This is a genomic window from Rhodovulum sp. 12E13 (assembly GCF_003340565.1).
Taxonomy (GTDB): domain Bacteria; phylum Pseudomonadota; class Alphaproteobacteria; order Rhodobacterales; family Rhodobacteraceae; genus HLUCCA09.
On sequence record NZ_QPLK01000007.1, the window covers coordinates 77,528 to 91,263 of the forward strand.

Below are 13,736 nucleotides of genomic sequence, written 5' to 3' on the forward strand. Positions count from 1 at the left end.
CGCTGTCCCCCCGATCTTTCGTACGAAAGATCGCGGCTTATTCTCGTGCGATACTCCGGGGCGTTCCCCGGTACGGTCACGACTCGGGCTCGCCCTCGTCGGGGGCGTCGCCGGTCTGCTCGGCGATGTAGGCGACCGAAACCACCTCCTCACCCGGCGCGGTGTCGAACACCTTCACGCCGCCCGCGCCCCGCGAGCGGAAACTGATCCCGTCGACCGGCACGCGGATCGACTGACCGGTGGAGGTGGCGAGCATGATCTGGTCGTCAAGCTGCACCGGGAAGGCAGCCACCAGCGGGCCGCCGCGCATCCCCGGATCGGCCGCGCGGACGCCCTGGCCGCCGCGCCCGCGCACCGGGTAGTCGTGGGACGACGACACCTTGCCCATGCCCCGCGCGGTGATCGTCAGGATCAGGTCTTCGGCCGCCGACATCTCGACATAGCGGTCGTTCGAGAAATCGGAGGCGGCGATCGTCTCTTCCTCGTCGCTCTCGCCATCGGCCTCATCGGCAAGGCCGGCCATGGCGCGGCGCATCTTGAGGTAGGCGGCGCGCTCCTCCGCCGTCGCCTCGAAATGCCGGATGACGGCCATCGACACCACGCGGTCGGCCTTGCCGAGCCGCACGCCGCGCACCCCGGTCGACTTGCGGCCCTTGAAGACCCGCACGTCGGTGGTGCGGAAGCGGATCGCCCGGCCGCCGGCGGTGACGAGCAGCACGTCGTCGTCCTCCGAGCAGATGCGCGCGTTGACGAGGCTGACGCCCTCGGGCAGCTCCATCGCGATCTTGCCGTTGCGCATGACGTTGGTGAAGTCCGACAGCGCGTTGCGCCGCACGTCGCCGGCCGACGTGGCGAAGACGATCTGCAGGTCGTCCCAGTGGTCCTCGTCGCGGTCGACCGGCATGATCGCGGCGATGCCCGTTCCCGTCCGGATCGGCAGCAGGTTGACGAGCGCCTTGCCCCGCGTGGTGCGCCCGCCCTGCGGCAGCCGCCACGTCTTGAGCTTGTAGACCATCCCGTCGGTCGTGAAGATCAAAAGCGGCGTGTGGGTGTTGGCCACGAAGAGCGATGTCACCACGTCGTCTTCCTTGAGCCCGCCGCCCGACAGGCCCTTGCCGCCCCGTTTCTGTGCGCGATACTCCGACAGCGGCGTGCGCTTGATGTAGCCCGACTGGGTGACGGTGACGACCATGTCCTCACGCTCGATGAGGTCTTCGTCGTCCATGTCGCCCGACCAGTCCTCGATGACGGTCCGGCGCGGCACGGCGAAGTCGGCGCGCACCTGGCGCAGCTCGTCGGCGATGATCCCCATGATCCGGTCGCGCGAGCGCAGGATGTCGAGGTAGTCGCGGATCTTGCCGGCGAGCTCCTCGAGCTCGTCGGTCACTTCCTGCACGCCGAGCTGGGTGAGGCGCTGGAGGCGCAGATCGAGGATGGCGCGGGCCTGGATCTCGGACAGGTTGTAGGTGCCGTCCTCGTTGACCGTGTGGGTGGGGTCGTCGATCAGGCGGATGAACGGCGCGATCTCGGCAGCGGGCCAGCGCCGCGCCATCAGCCGCTCGCGCGCCTCGGCCGCGTCGCGCGACGAGCGGATGGTCTGCACCACCTCGTCGACGTTCGACACCGCCACGGCGAGGCCGCAGAGGATGTGCGCCCGCTCGCGCGCCTTGCGCAGGTCGTGGGCGGTGCGGCGGGCGACGACCTCTTCGCGGAAGGCGAGGAAATGCGTGAGGAAGTCACGCAGCGTCAGCTGCTCGGGCTTGCCGCCGTTCAGCGCCAGCATGTTGCAGCCGAAGGTCGTCTGCATGGGCGTGAAGCGCCAGAGCTGGTTCAGCACCACGTCGGGCGTCGCGTCGCGCTTGAGCTCGATCACCACGCGCACGCCCACCCGGTCTGATTCGTCCTGAACATGGGCGATGCCCTCGAGCTTCTTCTCGCGCACCAGATCGGCGATGCGCTCGATCATCGCCGCCTTGTTCACCTGGTAGGGAATCTCGTCGAGGATGATCGAGGCGCGGCCCGCCTTGGTCTCCTCGATGCGCGTCCTGGCGCGCACGATGACCGAGCCGCGCCCCTCGAGATACGCCTTGCGGATGCCGGAGCGGCCGAGGATCACGCCGCCGGTGGGAAAGTCGGGCCCCGGAACGATCTCCATCAGCCGCTCGGTCGACAGGTCGGGCTCGTCGATCAGCGCGAGCGTGGCGTCGACCACTTCGCCCAGGTTGTGGGGCGGGATGTTGGTGGCCATCCCCACCGCGATGCCGCCGGCGCCGTTGACCAGCATGTTGGGGAAGCGGGCGGGCAGGACGGTCGGCTCCTGCTGCTTGCCGTCGTAATTGTCCTGGAAGTCGACCGTGTCCTTCTCGATGTCGGCGAGAAGGGCCTGGGCGGCCTTGGCCATGCGCACTTCGGTGTAGCGCATGGCCGCCGGGTTGTCGCCGTCCATCGAGCCGAAATTGCCCTGCCCGTCGAGCAGCGGCAGCGACATCGAGAAATCCTGCGCCATCCGCACCAGCGCGTCGTAGATGGCTGAATCGCCGTGCGGGTGATACTGGCCCATCACGTCGCCCACGGGCCGGGCCGACTTGCGGTAGGGCTTGTCGTGGGTGTTGCCGGTCTCGTGCATGGCGAAGAGGATGCGCCGGTGCACCGGCTTCAGCCCGTCGCGCAGGTCGGGGATCGCCCGGCTGACGATCACCGACATGGCGTAGTCGAGATAGCTCGACTTCATCTCGTCGGCGATCGAGACGGTGGGGCCGGACGGGGCAGGCCGCTCCGGGCGCTCGTCGTCGGTCTCGGGGGGCTCCGGCGTGTCTGTCATGTCTCTGCCCGGTTTTTCCGCGTCACCCAATATATTGGGATTTGTTGTATCCGATCAACCAGATGCGCCGCAAGGCGTGGGGGCGGATATGCACTGGCAGCACTCTCGGCCGAGTGCCAACATACTGTTTTCGTTGATCTTTAATCCGCAGCTTGCATCATCATCGCACGCGGCAAGCAACAGGAGCGGGAATCAGCAGCGATGAGCGAGACCGAACTGCTTCTCAAGGGGTATGGGCTGACCACGGCGGAGTTCTTCTACCGCATGCCCGACTATCGAAACGTTCTCAATACCTTCGTCTGGCAAGACTACGATCTGGCGCCGGACCATCCGAAGCTTTTCGCCTTCATCGACTACTGGAAGGCCGAGATCGAGGGGCCGCTGCACTCGGTGCGGTTCACCCATCGCAAGCTGGTCGCGCCCGGCGAATGGCGCAACGTCACCGGCGAGTTCACCGTTCACTGAGGCCCCACTGAGGTCCGGGCCAGTGCCGGTCACCGATCGGCCGGCCGCATCGCGGCCCGGATCGAGACGATCCACACGGCGGCAAGGGCCAGCGAGAAGGCGGCGTTGTAGTTGGCCATGGACAGGCCGAGCAGCGTCCACGGGATCTCGTCGCACATCACCACGGGCGCGACGCCTGCCGGGTCGAGCAGCGCCTCGCCCGACAGCCCGCCGAGGCCGGCCGCGTCGCCGGTGCACGACGACGGCCCCGGCCACCAGCCGCGCTCGACGCCGGAATGGTAGACGCCGATCAGCCCCGTGGCCGACGCGGCAAGCGCCCCCGCCACGCCGACGGCGATCCCGGCGACGCGGGGCAGGGCTCCCGCGCCCAGCACGGCGACGGCGATCGCGGCGAGGTGCGGCCAGCGCTGCCAGTAGCACATCGCGCAAGGGGCGTAGCCGCCGATGAACTCGAAGGCATAGGCCCCCAGCAGCAGCGCCAGCGAGCCCGCGCCGGCGAGCGCGACGAGGCCGCGGCGCGTCAGATCGGTCGATGCGGGGCTGGGGGTCATGGCGTTCAGAGCACTCTCAGCACGAGGAAGCCGCCGATCAGCAGGGCGACGAACGCGGTGAACATAAGCCCGAGACGCCGCTCGATGAAGTCACGAATGGGCGCGCCGAACTTCCACAGCAGCCACGCCACGATGAAGAACCGCAGGCCGCGGGCAAGGATCGACGTGACGATGAAGGTGGCCATCGGCATCGCCGTCCAGCCCGACATGATCGTGATGACCTTGTAGGGAAAGGGGGTGAGGCCGGCGACCAGCACCGCCCAGAAGCCCACGTCGTTGAACCGCTGGTTGAATTCGGCCATCGAGTCGGCCTTGCCGAGCGACTCGAGCACCGGGGCGCCGATCTGTTCGTAGAAGAAATGGCCGATGCCGTATCCCGCGATGCCGCCCAGCACCGAGGCCAGCGTGCAGACCCCCGCGATCAGGAAGGCCCGGTGCGGCGCGGCGAGGATCATCGGGATCATCAGCACGTCGGGCGGAATCGGAAAGACCGAGCTTTCGACGAACGACACCGCCGCGAGCACCCACAGCGCGTGCCGGTGGCCGGCGAGCGACATCGTCCAGTCGTAGAGCCCTCGCAGCACACCTGCCCCTCCGTCTCCCGCGGCGGCATCGATCATGCGGGGTGGCGGCGGTCAAGCACCGCCGTGCCCGAAGCAAGGAGGATGCCGCAGGGCAGACACGCGGCACAGCCCGCGCGGCACCCTCACATCGGTGCGACGCACGCCCGCCATGGGCGGGCAACTCGCGGCAGGCATGCGACCGGGAACGCCCTTGGGCGCGCGATCGGCCGGGTGACCGCGCGCGCCATTGGCGTGGCGATTTGGCCGGACGACCGGGCGCCCCCGTCATGGCCTCGCCGGACTTGAGGGCGTGACCTACCTGTGAGAGGCGACAGACGACACTCGCGCGGCGTCGGGGCAGGGGGCACAATGCAGCAGGAGGAGGCTCGCAAGGGGGCACTCGAGGCGCCGGGGCCGGCGGGCCGGGCCATCGCCGCGCTGGCGCGGGGCCTCGCCCTTGCAGGGGGGGCGGCGCTGCTGGCGCTTGCGCTGATGACGGTGGTCTCCATCGTCGGACGCGCGCTGTCGGGCGTCGGCCTCGGGCCGGTGCCGGGCGATTACGAACTCGTGGCCAACGGCGTGGCACTGGCCATCTTCTGGTCGCTGCCGTGGTGCCAGCTCAGCCGCGGCCACGTCACCGTCGATCTCGTGTCGCAGCGCCTGCCGCCCCGTGTCCACGCCGCGCTGGGCCTGGCGGGCGACGTGCTGGTGACGCTCGCCTCGGCGGTCATCCTGCGCCAGCTCTGGCTTGCCTTCGCCGAGCGGTTTCCGCATGGCTCGGAGCCCCTTCGCGGCGGGCTCGGCATGGGGCCGCCGCCCTTCTTCCCCGAGACGACCTTCGAGCTGCAGATCCCGGTCTGGTCGCTCCACGGCGCCGCCCTCGTCGGCGCGGCGGCGATGCTGGTCACGGGCCTCTACTGCTGCGCTCGCGCCGCCCGCTGGGTCGCCCTGGGCCGCGAGCCGGCCCTGTGAGCGGCATCGCCCTCGCCCTGGCGACGCTGGCCGCGATGCTGGTGGCGGTCGCCCTTCGCGTGCCCATCGCCGTGGCGATGGGGCTGGCGGGCGTCGGCGGCACATGGGTCGTGCTCGGCTCGCCCGCCGCGCCCATGGCGCAGATGAAGACGCTGGCCTACGACACCTTCGCCAATCCCGGCCTCGCGCTGGTGCCGCTGTTCCTGCTGATGGGCCAGATCGCCACCCGCACCGGCATGTCGGCCGCCCTCTTCGCGGCCGCGGCCGACTTCGTGGGGCACAGGCGGGGCGGCATGGCGATGGCGAGTGTCGGCGCCTGCGCGGGCTTCGGCGCGATCTGCGGCTCCTCGCTCGCCACGGCCTCGACGATGGGGCAGGTGGCCCTGCCCGAGATGCGCAAGCGCGGATACGCCGACGACCTCGCCACCGGCGTGCTGGCCGCGGGCGGCACGCTCGGCATCCTGATCCCGCCCTCGGTCATTCTTGTCATCTACGCCATCCTCGCCGAGCAGAACGTGGTCAAGATGTTCGCGGCCGCGCTGATCCCGGGTCTGATCGCGGTGGCGGGCTACCTCGTCACCGTGGCCTTCTATGTCCGCCTCCGGCCGGGCGCCGGGCCGGCGGCCGAGCGGGTGCCCTGGTCGGCGCGATGGCGCAGGCTCGCCGCCACCTGGCCCGTCATCGCCATCTTCGGTCTCACGATCGGCGGCCTGGTGGGCGACTGGAACTGGGCGCGCGCGGGCACGCAGGCGCTTTTCACCCCCAACGAGGCGGCGGCCTTCGGCGTGACGGCGACCACCCTCTACGGCTGGGCGGCGGGGCGGCTGACACGGGAGAGCCTGCGCGCGAGCTTCCTCGAGACGGCGCAGGTCTCGGCGATGATCTTCGCTATCCTGCTCGGGGCGGAACTCTTCAAGGGCTTCCTCGCGCTCACCCGCGCGCCCGACCTGCTGGCGGAGTGGGTTCTGGCGCAGGGCTACCTGCCCGTCGTCGTGCTGGTGGCGATCCTGCTCGTCTATCTCGTGATGGGCTGCGTGATGGACTCGCTGTCGATGATCCTGCTGACCATCCCGATCTTCCTGCCCGTCGTCGAGGCGCTCGATTTCGGCCTCACCCCGGAAGAGGCGGCGATCTGGTTCGGCGTGCTGGTGCTGATCGTGGTCGAGGTGGGGCTGATCACGCCGCCCGTCGGCATGAACCTGTTCATCATCGCGGGCGTGGCGCGCGACGTCTCGCTGGCGCGCACCTGGGCGGGCGTGCTGCCCTTCATCGGCTCCGACATCCTGCGCGTGGGCCTGCTCGTCGCCTTTCCGGGGCTGACGCTATGGCTCGCCGCCGCGATCTGAGCCGCTTTCGCCTTGTCGCGGGCGGGCGCGGGCGGATAGAACGCGACGCGGTGGCCCGAGTGGCGAAATGGTAGACGCAGGGGATTCAAAATCCCCCGCCGCAAGGCGTGCCGGTTCGAGTCCGGCCTCGGGCACCATCCTCCTTCCCATTCGGTCCAAGGCCTCCAAGGCCTTGAACGGATAAGGAGTTGGTCCTGCACGACGCCCAAGCCTCTGATTTTCCTGGCTGAGAAGGCGTCCACGCTATTCTGGAACCGCAGGGTTTGCTACGATTCCGCCCGAAACCCGGCAATTCCGGATACCCCATGAAGCCGAAGTCCCGCGCCCCCGAACAGGGCGACCTGGCTCGCGCCCGCGTCTGACCGACATGCGTCACGAGCTTTTCCGGCTCGAGGCGCTCATCGACTGGGCGTTCTTCGATCGAGGCGGGGCGCGAGGCCGGCGTGATCCGCGAGCGCTCCGCCGAGGCGGTGATCGTCGACACGACCGTGATGGAGTTCGCAGGGGACCGTGGCCGCAGTGCGGCCGCGTAAGCCCCGAAGTACATCGGCTGCGGCGCCTCGATCATGTCGCGCGCCAGAGCCACCACGAGGTCGGGGCAATGCACCCGGGCGAGCGGCGTGCCGCTCCGACCAGACCACGTCGCCCCGCATCCCGAGCAGGACCACCGTTGCGCGCCCGTCCGGGTCCGGCCCCACCGGATACGCTCGCCACCACCGCAGCGCGGGCAAGCGGCCGCCGCTCCCCCCACGTCGGCGCGGGCGTTGATCTCGAGCACCGCTTCGGCCCGCTCCCGCGCCTCTGCCACCATCCCCTCGACCTGCCGCAGCTCCTGCGGTGACAGACGGGCGAGCAGGCGGCCGAACTCGGTCGGATCGAAGCGGGGCATGGCAGGTCTCCGGCAGGCTCAGAAGCCGCCGATCCTACTCTACTGACGGACAAGAACAAAGGGCGAACCAACACGGTTTGCTGACACCGCCTTCGGCCCAACCCGCCCGATTACGGGCGCATTCGCGACCTCTTGCGACGCAGAGGACGGAAAACACTTGATCGACCGGCCACGTCCAGCGATTTTGCCTTCAACGGCATGCCACTTGGAGAATGTCGGGTAACGATTGAAAATTCGAGAGGCTCGCGCGCGCGATGCATCCGGACTTCGAGCAGCGTCGGGCTTTCTCGCGAGAGACGTGGTCACGCGTCGTCGTTCTGTTGCTGATCCTGGCGGCCTATGTCGGTTGGCCCAACGCCACGTATACCGAGGCGGAAGACTCGATCCTCATGTCGAGCCGGATCGTTTCCGGAACGCCGGCGTTCCACCCGAACCACCTTTTGTTCGAGCCACTGTACCATGCCCTGCTGCAACTCTTCGCGGGCGTCTGGCCACAGGTGCGTCCGGAGCTGATGCTGCAGGGCTTCACGACGGTCTTTGCCCTAGTCGGCCTCGCCGCCGCCTATCTTCTCATCCTGCCGCGCGCGGGGACGACGGCGGGATTGCTGGGTGTCGGGCTGATCGCGGCATCATACGGCTACTGGCACTACGGCAAGGTCGTGGACGCCTATGTGCCCGCCCTATCGATGGCTCTGGTGTCGCTCGTGTTTCTCGACCGCTACCTGGCCACGCGCCGACCTCTGTTTGCCGTACTGCTTGCGCTCGCTGCCGCATCGGCGGTGCTGATCCACCAGCTCTACGTCTTTCACGCCGCGTTGCTGTTCGTTTTCCTTCTCCGCGCCGGCGACCGGCGCATGCAGGGGCTTCGCGACGCGATGCTCTACGCCTTCGTGGCCGGTGCCGCCATCCTCGGCGCATACTGGTTGAGCTATCTCACCGTCGTAGGGGACGACACGCAGGGTCTTGCAGGCCTGTTCGACTGGGCAAAGGGCCATGCCCGCGATGGACTATGGCTCGAGCCCTCCTTGCGCACGCCGTTTTTTGCCGCTGTCGGCATCGCGACCGGCATTGTCTTCATTGCGCCTGTCTTCGTCATTCCGGGCCTTGCAGGCTTAGCCGAGGGCCCAATGGTGAACAGGGTCGTGGTGGAAGAGGTTTTCGTCGCGCACGAGGTTCTTGGCCCGCTCGCGTCCGTTGCCCTCGTCGTTCTCGCGATTATCGCCTCCGTGCTCTGCCTCGCCCTGCTGATCGCGAGCTTGAGGGGGCACCGGAAAGCGCCTGTCGATCCGATCGAGCTTTACCTTCTCGTTTTCGTCTTGCTCTACGCGGTGCTGGCAACGGTGTGGGAGGCCCTCAACCGGGAGTTCTGGATCCATGTCCTGGCCGCACTCGCGTTGTTCGTGGCCATGCGTCTGCGCGGGCCCGAAGGCGCAAGCCGCAAACGCGTGGCGCTTGCCGCCGTCCTGATGCTTGGCGTTCACAACTTCTTCGCCGCGATCGTCCCGTTCAGCGACCCGGCCAACGATTACTGGTCTGTGCGCACGAGTTCCGTTGCCGGCAGAATTGCGCCCCATGACACCATCGTCGTCAATTGCACCTGGCTTTGCGCGCGTTATCTGGAGCGGAAAACCGGCTCGCGGGTGTATCTCTATTCCCAGTTGGATGGCATACAGCCGCCTGCCGGAATTCCGCACTGGCGCGACGAGATCTCGTTCGAGTTGATCCACCCCGAAACATTTGCGCGGCGTGGCGAGTAATCGCGGTTTTATTCGCAGCGTGCCTTACCTCCCATTTTCATGACCAATAGAGGCTTCTTCGCGGGTTGTGTGGGCGTCTCTGGATGGCGTCAGGCGAGGACCATCCGAGATGGTGTTGTGCAGGGTGACTCCGGCAGGTGCCTGAGCTTGCCTGCCACGAACAGCGCCCGTCCGCGAGGGCCTATGTGATCATCCGGGACGGGACACGTAGGACGACGAAGGGCAGGATGACCCGGGCGTATTCCGACGGGTTCACGTCACCTCGCGGGAGCTCCGCGATAGGCCAGATGAACGAGCTGAGGGTGTTCTTGTCTTGGGGCGCCATGCGGACACTCTGCCTGTCAGGTTCGGGTTTCGGTCAAGGATTTCCTTCTCGTAAGGGAGATTGGCACGAGCTGTCGCGTTCAGAACCGTGATTCGAACGCGACAGTCGCTCGCAAGGCCCTCGATGCTCGCCAAACCTACTCGAAGTTGAGGCGTGATGGACGAGGGCACGCCTGACCTCCCGCAGGGCATCGAGAATACGTGACTTGACAGGCGTTATCGAATAACAGCCCTGAGAGGTTTTCTGGCCCATCGAGACACACGAACCAGAACGGCCCGGGGGCAGGGCCCCCTCCGTCCGTACCGCCCTCTCGCGCGGCTCAGTCCAGCTCGGTCCACGGCCAGGGCTTGACCTCCGACGCTCCGGTCTGGAAGCGGGCGGCCTTGGCGATCCACACGCCGAGATCGGTGCCGAACTCGGCGAGCCGCTCGTTGGGCTGCTTGTTGTTCAGCAGCATGATCACGAACTGGATCACCGTCGCCACGGTCAGTACGGTGTTGGCGAGCGACAGCATGACCCAGATGATCACCATGTAGACCAGCCGCAGGAAGATGTTCTCGGCCGGTCCCGGGTCGGGTTGCGGGCCGTGCAGCCGGCCCGCCAGCCTGTCGGGCTGCGCGCCGTGGCCCGCGTCCGTCGTCTGCCGTCTGTCCTCGTCCATCGCGGGCCTCCCTCGGCTGGCCGCAAGCCTGACGCGAAGCGCGAAGGGCCGCAAGGTCGCGCTGGCAGCAGGCAAGGCGGGCCGACTAGACTTGACCCGTGACCGGACAGGAGGGGGAGCGATGGCACGACTCCTGCGGGGCGTTCTCGCCGTCGGCCTCGGGCTGGTGGCTCTTGCGGCCATGGCGGCGACGGTGCTCGTCACGATCGGCCCCGGCATGGTCGAGCGGGGCCGCAACGCCATCGCGCCGGGCGGGCCCTGGCCGGTGAGCGACGAGGCCGCGGCGCTCCACGACAGTCTCGTGATCGGCGACTGGCACGCCGACACGCTGCTGTGGAACCGCGACATCCTCGAGCGCGGCGGGCGCGGCCATGTCGACCTGCCCCGGCTGATCGAGGGCAACGTGGCGGTGCAGGTCTTCACCGCCGTCACCAGGTCGCCCGCCGGCCAGAACTACGAGGCGAACGAGGCCGACGCCTTCGACAACATCACGCCGCTGGCCATGGGCCAGCTCTGGCCGCCGCGCACCTGGGGCAGCCTGCTCGAGCGCGCGCTCTACCAGGCCGAGCGGCTGGAGCGGGCGGCGGGCGCCGCGGAGGGGCGGCTCGCGATGATCCGCGACGAGGCCGATCTCGACACGGTGCTCGCCGCCCGCGCGCGCGGCGAGACGGTGGTGGGGGGGCTGCTCGGCCTCGAAGGGGCGCACGCGCTCGAGGGCGACCTGGCCAGTCTCGACCGGCTGACGGAGGCCGGATACCGCCTCGTCGGGCTCACCCATTTCTTCGACAACGAGGTGGGCGGTTCGCTGCACGGGCAGGGCAACCGCGGCCTGACCGACATGGGCCGCGCACTGGTGGGCGAGATCGACCGGCGCGGGCTGATCCTCGATCTCGCGCACGCCTCGCCCGCGGTGGCGGACGAAGTGATCGCGCTGACCGACATGCCGCTCGTCGTCTCGCATACCGGCATCCGTTCGCATTGCGACACGCCGCGCAACCTTCCCGACGATCTGATGCGGCGCATCGTCGAGAACGGGGCGGCGGCGGGGGGCGGCGTGGTCGGCATCGGGTTCTGGGCCGACGTGACCTGCGACGCGAGCCCCGCAGGTATCGCGTCGGCCATCCGCGCCGCGGTCGACCTGCTGGGCGAGGATCACGTGTCGCTCGGCTCCGACTGGGACGGGTCGGTGACGGTCGGCTTCGACGCCGCCGGCCTTGCGGCGCTGACCCACGCCATGCGCGAGGCCGGCCTGACCGAGGCGCAGATCCGCAAGATCGCGGGAGAAAACATGCTGCGGGTGCTGCGCGCACGTCTGCCCTGACGCCTGTCCCTGCGGCCTTTCCGTCCGTTAACCCTTTGTTCAGGCTCTCGTTGAACGAGGGTTACCGCTCCCTTAACGCATCAAGACGGGGGTAAACGATGCGTTAAGGGAGCCCGTCGTCCATGTGCCTGATCTGTGCCGCCCGTCCCGCCTGCGGGCCGGACTGCGACTACCCCGCCCAGCCGGTTATCGGGGCGCCGCCGCCCGGTGGCGGCGCGGTCGTGCCCGACGGCACGATCACGCCCGGCGGCACCGGGGCGTCGGCCGAGGGGGCCACCGTCGACGCCGCGGTGGCGATCGCCGACTACCTCGCCGGCGGCTACCTCTCCTGGCTCGACGAGACGGGCTATCTCGCGCAGCCGGTGCACGTCTCCGGCCCCGAGGGCGAGATCACCGTCAGCTTCGAGGGGATCGCGGCCACGGTGCGGCCGCTGGCGGAGGCCGCGCTCGCCGCGTGGGCCGACATCGCCAACCTGTCGTTCCGCGAGGCGCCGGCCGACGGGGCACAGATCGTTTTCCAGGACGACGAGCCGGGCGCGTTCAACCGCTGGCGCTACGATTTCGGCGAGACGCGGGCGACCTATCTCGGCGCAACGGTGAACATCGAGGCCGGCCTTGCCACCCTGCACGGCACCGAATGGGGAAGCTGGACCTACGCGACCTTCCTGCACGAGGTGGGCCATGCACTGGGTCTCGGGCATCCCGGTGCCTATGGCAGCTTCGTAGAGGCGCGCTCGGGCGGGCGGCTGTTCGACGAGGATACCGAGCTGATGTCGGTCATGTCCTACTTCCGGCATGACGGGCACACCCACATGTTCGGCTCGCGCGCCTGGCCCGTCACGCCGCAGCCGGCCGATATTCTGGCGATCCGCGCGCTCTACGGCACGGCCGAGGCGGTGCGGCCGGGCGACACCGTCTATGGCCGCGGCACCCACCTCGACGGCCCCCTCTCGGCGCTCGCGGGCGGATCGAAACCGGTCATCGCCACGCTGGTCGATACCGGCGGGCAGGACACGATCGACTGGTCGCATGACGGGCGCGACGCCCGGATCGATCTGCGCCCCGGCGCGGCCTCGGACGTCGGGGGGCTCGAGGGGGGCCTCGCGATCGGCCCCGAGACGTGGATCGAGAATGCCAGAGCCGGTCGGGGCGACGACGTTCTGCTCGGCAACGCGCTCGACAACGTGCTCGAGGGGGGCGCGGGAGACGACACGCTCGAGGGGGGCGCGGGCGACGACACGCTCGGCGGCGGCGCCGGCAACGGCGATACCGCGGTGTTCGCGGGCGGCTTCGGCAGTTACGTGCTGCGCCTGTCGGCGGCGGGGATCGAGGCGACCGACAAGCGCGCCGACGGCACGGGCCGCGACCTGCTGACCGGGATCGAGTACCTCCGCTTCGGCGACGGAATCTCGTTCGGCGCCGAGGGCGCGGTGCGGGTCAACACCCTGTCGGGCGCGCTCGGGGTGGACGTCGACGATCTGGCGACGCTCGCGCGGCTCTACATCGCCTATTTCGATCGGGCTCCCGATGCGCTCGGCCTTGTCTTCTGGGCGACGCAGATGTCGGAGGGGATGAGCCTGCGCGACATCGCGCGCGACTTCTTCAACCAGCCGGAGACGCGCGCGCTGTTTCCCGATCCGGGTGATGCCGGCGCCCTGATCGACGCGGCCTATTCCAACCTGCTCGAGCGGGCGCCGGATGCGGCAGGCCGTGCGTGGTGGCTGGACGAGCTGGAATCGGGGCGAGTCGATCGGGCCGATTTCATGTTGGCGCTGATCCGCGGCTCCGAGACCAACGCGGCTGCCGAGGGCGATCGCCGCACGTTGACCGACAAGACGGATATCGGCCTGTCCTACGCGGTGGCGCACGGTCTGACGAATGGCGCGAACGCCCGCGCGGCAATGGAGGTCTACTCGGTGGCCGACCGTGCGGGCAGCCTTGGCGCGGCCGGAGACCTGATCGCCGGTTTCCGCGATGCGGCGGGCGAGGCGGCGAGCGACGAGGTGGTGGTCGAGATCGCCGGCGTCCTCGACGACCCGCTCGCCTGGGCCTGACCGCGCGGTGC

The 13,736-nt window shown here is 68.9% G+C and carries 11 protein-coding genes and 1 tRNA gene; 7 read left to right on the forward strand and 5 right to left on the reverse strand.

What is annotated here, in order from left to right:
* Nucleotides 1-76: 76 nt before the first annotated feature.
* Complete coding sequence (gene gyrA / locus DLJ49_RS08285; RefSeq protein ID WP_115393067.1) at nucleotides 77-2,821, reverse strand: DNA gyrase subunit A; 2,745 nt, start codon at nucleotides 2,819-2,821, stop codon at nucleotides 77-79.
* A 201-nt stretch (nucleotides 2,822-3,022) separates the two neighbouring features.
* Here gyrA and DLJ49_RS08290 point away from each other — a divergent pair, with 201 nt between their 5' ends.
* Nucleotides 3,023-3,286 carry an usg protein gene (locus DLJ49_RS08290; protein WP_115393068.1) on the forward strand — a complete coding sequence of 88 codons (264 nt, stop codon included), beginning with the start codon at nucleotides 3,023-3,025 and terminating at the stop codon, nucleotides 3,284-3,286.
* Between the two features lie 29 nt (nucleotides 3,287-3,315).
* Here DLJ49_RS08290 and DLJ49_RS08295 read toward each other — a convergent pair whose 3' ends face one another.
* Both DLJ49_RS08295 and DLJ49_RS08300 read right to left on the reverse strand, forming a co-directional pair.
* On the reverse strand, nucleotides 3,316-3,837 hold the full coding sequence (locus DLJ49_RS08295) for a disulfide bond formation protein B (RefSeq protein ID WP_233488864.1): 522 nt from the start codon (nucleotides 3,835-3,837) through the stop codon (nucleotides 3,316-3,318).
* Between the two features lie 5 nt (nucleotides 3,838-3,842).
* Complete coding sequence (locus DLJ49_RS08300; RefSeq protein WP_115393069.1) at nucleotides 3,843-4,421, reverse strand: YqaA family protein; 579 nt, start codon at nucleotides 4,419-4,421, stop codon at nucleotides 3,843-3,845.
* A gap of 348 nt (nucleotides 4,422-4,769) precedes the next feature.
* Here DLJ49_RS08300 and DLJ49_RS08305 point away from each other — a divergent pair, with 348 nt between their 5' ends.
* From DLJ49_RS08305 to DLJ49_RS08320, 4 genes are all read left to right on the forward strand, one after another.
* Entirely contained in the window at nucleotides 4,770-5,372 is a 603-nt protein-coding gene (locus DLJ49_RS08305; protein WP_115393070.1) for a TRAP transporter small permease, read from the forward strand.
* The gene (locus tag DLJ49_RS08310; protein ID WP_233488866.1) at nucleotides 5,369-6,718 is read left to right on the forward strand and encodes a TRAP transporter large permease; all 1,350 of its coding nucleotides are present in this window, start codon (nucleotides 5,369-5,371) and stop codon (nucleotides 6,716-6,718) included. Before DLJ49_RS08305 ends, DLJ49_RS08310 begins: the two co-directional genes overlap by 4 nt.
* A gap of 53 nt (nucleotides 6,719-6,771) precedes the next feature.
* A tRNA-Leu gene (locus DLJ49_RS08315) sits at nucleotides 6,772-6,855 on the forward strand.
* Between the two features lie 1,006 nt (nucleotides 6,856-7,861).
* Nucleotides 7,862-9,364, forward strand: coding sequence for a hypothetical protein (locus tag DLJ49_RS08320; protein ID WP_115393071.1), 1,503 nt, complete (start codon nucleotides 7,862-7,864; stop codon nucleotides 9,362-9,364).
* Nucleotides 9,365-9,545: 181 nt separating this feature from the next.
* Here the strand turns inward: DLJ49_RS08320 and DLJ49_RS22845 are convergent, their stop codons facing one another.
* Together DLJ49_RS22845 and DLJ49_RS08330 are read right to left on the reverse strand one after the other, a co-directional pair.
* Entirely contained in the window at nucleotides 9,546-9,689 is a 144-nt protein-coding gene (locus tag DLJ49_RS22845; protein ID WP_115393072.1) for a type I restriction-modification system subunit M N-terminal domain-containing protein, read from the reverse strand.
* Between the two features lie 319 nt (nucleotides 9,690-10,008).
* The gene (locus tag DLJ49_RS08330; RefSeq protein WP_115393073.1) at nucleotides 10,009-10,350 is read right to left on the reverse strand and encodes a DUF4389 domain-containing protein; all 342 of its coding nucleotides are present in this window, start codon (nucleotides 10,348-10,350) and stop codon (nucleotides 10,009-10,011) included.
* Between the two features lie 121 nt (nucleotides 10,351-10,471).
* Here DLJ49_RS08330 and DLJ49_RS08335 point away from each other — a divergent pair, with 121 nt between their 5' ends.
* Together DLJ49_RS08335 and DLJ49_RS08340 are read left to right on the forward strand one after the other, a co-directional pair.
* Nucleotides 10,472-11,671, forward strand: a complete 1,200-nt coding sequence (locus tag DLJ49_RS08335) for a dipeptidase (RefSeq protein WP_115393074.1) — start codon at nucleotides 10,472-10,474, stop codon at nucleotides 11,669-11,671.
* A gap of 122 nt (nucleotides 11,672-11,793) precedes the next feature.
* A complete protein-coding gene (locus DLJ49_RS08340; RefSeq protein ID WP_115393075.1) occupies nucleotides 11,794-13,725 on the forward strand; it encodes a M10 family metallopeptidase C-terminal domain-containing protein in 1,932 nt (643 codons plus the stop codon).
* The last annotated feature ends 11 nt before the right edge of the window (nucleotides 13,726-13,736 follow it).

Coding starts and splice junctions, on each gene's coding strand:
- gyrA (WP_115393067.1), bottom strand. CDS start 2,821: ATGACAGACACGCCGGAGCCCCCCGAGACCGACGACGAGCGCCCGGAG.
- DLJ49_RS08290 (WP_115393068.1), top strand. CDS start 3,023: ATGAGCGAGACCGAACTGCTTCTCAAGGGGTATGGGCTGACCACGGCG.
- DLJ49_RS08295 (WP_233488864.1), bottom strand. CDS start 3,837: ATGACCCCCAGCCCCGCATCGACCGATCTGACGCGCCGCGGCCTCGTC.
- DLJ49_RS08305 (WP_115393070.1), top strand. CDS start 4,770: ATGCAGCAGGAGGAGGCTCGCAAGGGGGCACTCGAGGCGCCGGGGCCG.
- DLJ49_RS08320 (WP_115393071.1), top strand. CDS start 7,862: ATGCATCCGGACTTCGAGCAGCGTCGGGCTTTCTCGCGAGAGACGTGG.
- DLJ49_RS22845 (WP_115393072.1), bottom strand. CDS start 9,689: ATGGCGCCCCAAGACAAGAACACCCTCAGCTCGTTCATCTGGCCTATC.
- DLJ49_RS08330 (WP_115393073.1), bottom strand. CDS start 10,350: ATGGACGAGGACAGACGGCAGACGACGGACGCGGGCCACGGCGCGCAG.
- DLJ49_RS08335 (WP_115393074.1), top strand. CDS start 10,472: ATGGCACGACTCCTGCGGGGCGTTCTCGCCGTCGGCCTCGGGCTGGTG.
- DLJ49_RS08340 (WP_115393075.1), top strand. CDS start 11,794: ATGTGCCTGATCTGTGCCGCCCGTCCCGCCTGCGGGCCGGACTGCGAC.